Consider the following 2,749-nt stretch of genomic DNA (forward strand, 5'->3'; position numbering starts at 1 on the left):
TCTTTCTGTCGCAAGGAGACATGATCAACCAAGGGCTTCACCCATGATCACCCGGGGTATTGAAAACCCAGCTCAGAGGTTAAAACTCAAGCTAGGGGAAGCTCATACCTGATCCTCCCCGGGCTGCGCACGGATGGCGATTAGGTAGACGATCCCGAGCTCGTCGCCCACAGCGTGGGCTTGACGTATTCGACCAGCCCGACGAGGGTTCCGGGTTTGTGGCGGTGCAACGGGCGGCGGTCCTGCGCAGTTTGCCCTGTCTGGGATTCTCGCCGGAGAAGCCACCGCCCCTGGTGGCACGGTTGACGCAGCCGAGCGCATCAGGAAACGCTGAGATCGGCGAGGGATTCGCGTTGCACTCCGCGGTAGATCGGCACTGTGGCCTCGGGGAATTCTTGGACGAGTTGTACGCCGCTCGCATCGAGTTCGTCCAGGAAAGCCGGGAGATGCCGCATCGCCCTGGTGGGGAGGTCGTGCAGAACGACCAGGCTCCATGGTCGTGCATGGATTTCGGCCAGGCACTGTGACACCCAGTCGTCGGGTCGATCCCAGTCGTGTGGGACGTTGTTCCACAGCACGCAGGTGTAGTCGTTTGCTCGTAGGTAGGTGATCGCGGCCGGGTTCAGCAGCCGCCGATCGAGGATGCCTCCGCCGCCGTAGGGCCGAAACAGCTTGTCCGGGTGGGCGAGTGGCCCGAGCAGTACTTGCACCTGGCCGATCTCGCGCGCGGGGAGGCTCGGGTCGTCGCTGTCGCCGAACTGGATCGAGTGGGTCATGGTGTGATTGCCGACCCAGTGCCCTTCGGCGGCGGCCCGTTCGGTCAAGGCGCGCCGGCCCGGCTTCTCCAATTCGGTGCCCACGACGAAGAAGCTGGCCAGGATCCCTCGCTCGGCGAGGGTGTCGAGGACTTCGCCCGTGGTTTCGGTGGGGCCGTTGTCGAAACTGAGCGTGACCTTCATCGAGCTCCCCGTGTTCAGGCACCGCGGGCGCGCAAGCCCGCTACCGCCGTGTCGGCGACGAACTCCGCGTGCGCGCGGATGGCCTGCGGGTCCAGCGGATCGAGTGGGTCGAGTTTTATGGCGAAGGGCACCAGGCTGAACGGGGCGGTACCTCCGTGCGCGACGAGGAAATGCAGGCTGCGGATGTCGGCGGTGGTGAGCACGCCCCGGTCGACCAGGATCTTCAGCGGGCCGGTCAGGCGGTTGTAGCGGCTCGACGTGGGTTTGAAACAGGTAGGCCAGCCGGGGGCTGTCGGTGGCCGCTTCGACCGAGACCAACCTCAGCACCTGCGGGTGGGAGGCGTGCAGGCACAGGAAACGCACGATCGTCTCCCGCACGGCACCCAGCAGATCGGTGGCGGCCAGCTGCGCGTCCAGGGTCATGTGCTTGTCGATCTCGCCGAAGGCCCAATCGACGGTGGCGACCCAGAGCCCCTCCTTGGACCCGAAGCGCTGATGGATCAGGTTGTGACTGACCCCCAGTTCCCGATTCAGCGCGGCCACCGAGGTGCCGTCGAATCCGTACGCGGCGAAGACGTCCAGCGCCGCGGACAGGATGTTGGCCAGCGACGCCGGTGACAGATCCGCCGGCGGGCGGCCCCTACGTGGCTTGCCAGCGTGGCCCAACTCGTCGCGTCGACGGCCGCGAGCACCCGACACCACGCGGACGAGATGGAACGCACCTTTACCGCCGAACGCGCCGCCCGCGCCCGCGCCGTCGCCGAATCCAAGGCCGCCACATCGGCCGCCCCGCCGCCTCGCCCGACGACAAGATCGACTACGCCCGACTGCTCCGCGAACAGGGAAACAGCCTCGGCGAAATCACGAGCAAGACCGGCATCCCGAAGACATCACTGCACCCCTACCCCACGCTGCCGACCGAACGGGAATGATCCCGGCGGCTACCTGGCCGAACACGGCTTCATGTACCTGGTGACACGATCGTTGACGGCACCCCCGGTTGGGTGTGCCCGCCGGCCACAGCCAGACGATTGCGTGTCTGCTGGCGTCGGTGGCGCTGCGCCGAGCCGAGCCGAGGAGCAGGCCTACGAGCTCGACCAGGCCGCAGCCGACGCCGCGATGGGTCACACCGACGCCCAGACCGACATCGACAGCGCGCTGGCGATGGCCGAAGCCCAGCTCACCCGGTTCAGCTGGGACCCCGGCCGCGAATCGACCGTGCAGGCTCTGACCGCCTCGATCGTGTGGGGCGCTACGACCCGCAGCCGGCGGAGGTGGCCACGCGCCGCATGGACGGGTTGATCAGCCACTATGCGGGCACCTTCGGCGTGATCATCCACGCCGACGGGAACGACGTCAGCATCGACCCGGACTTCGATGCGCAGTGGTGGCAGCGGGTCACCGAGGCCAGCGTCGTCTACAGCTTTCGGCGGCTCTCGCCGACGCCGGAGCCTCGGACGCGGTTCGGTCCGGGGTGGAATTCGTCGTCGACTACCTGCGTGGTGATGTCAGCGGCACCGATCTGACGGACACGCCGGTCCTGGTGAACCCCGCGCATGAAGTGCGTGGCCGGGTCGGTGAGCTGCTGGAGCGGTTCGCCGAGGTGCGGCGTGCGGGAAACCCGTACTCGGGAAGCGGGAAAATCTGTATTGCAGGGTGTAGACATTCTGGAGGAAGGGGTGTAGTTTCTGTGTCGTTGGAGATGAGATGTCTGGTTGGCCGGGCAGGTGAACTGCACCGGATGCAAGATCCACCATCCCCTCCGGCGGAGAAGAGAATCCGGTGCAGTC

At 66.5% G+C, this 2,749-nt stretch carries 4 protein-coding genes and 1 pseudogene; 2 read left to right on the top strand and 3 right to left on the bottom strand.

The window, feature by feature from the left end:
- Positions 1-320: 320 nt before the first annotated feature.
- The 3 genes and pseudogenes from ACWEO7_RS38965 to ACWEO7_RS38975 form a co-directional block, all read right to left on the bottom strand.
- Positions 321-959, bottom strand: coding sequence for a polysaccharide deacetylase family protein (locus tag ACWEO7_RS38965; protein WP_452430803.1), 639 nt, complete (start codon positions 957-959; stop codon positions 321-323).
- Positions 960-973: 14 nt separating this feature from the next.
- Positions 974-1,162 carry a hypothetical protein gene (locus ACWEO7_RS38970; protein WP_452430805.1) on the bottom strand — a complete coding sequence of 63 codons (189 nt, stop codon included), beginning with the start codon at positions 1,160-1,162 and terminating at the stop codon, positions 974-976.
- Positions 1,163-1,484: 322 nt separating this feature from the next.
- Positions 1,485-1,661, bottom strand: a pseudogene (locus ACWEO7_RS38975) (hypothetical protein); the annotation flags it as partial.
- Between the two features lie 333 nt (positions 1,662-1,994).
- Here ACWEO7_RS38975 and ACWEO7_RS38980 point away from each other — a divergent pair.
- Positions 1,995-2,261, top strand: a complete 267-nt coding sequence (locus tag ACWEO7_RS38980) for a hypothetical protein (RefSeq protein WP_452430800.1) — start codon at positions 1,995-1,997, stop codon at positions 2,259-2,261.
- On the top strand, positions 2,249-2,485 hold the full coding sequence (locus ACWEO7_RS38985; protein WP_452430801.1) for a hypothetical protein: 237 nt from the start codon (positions 2,249-2,251) through the stop codon (positions 2,483-2,485). Before ACWEO7_RS38980 ends, ACWEO7_RS38985 begins: the two co-directional genes overlap by 13 nt.
- Positions 2,486-2,749: the final 264 nt, after the last annotated feature.

The sequence above is a fragment of the Nocardia sp. NPDC004260 genome (genome assembly GCF_053603155.1).

Coding starts and splice junctions, on each gene's coding strand:
- ACWEO7_RS38965 (WP_452430803.1), bottom strand. CDS start 959: ATGAAGGTCACGCTCAGTTTCGACAACGGCCCCACCGAAACCACGGGC.
- ACWEO7_RS38985 (WP_452430801.1), top strand. CDS start 2,249: ATGGACGGGTTGATCAGCCACTATGCGGGCACCTTCGGCGTGATCATC.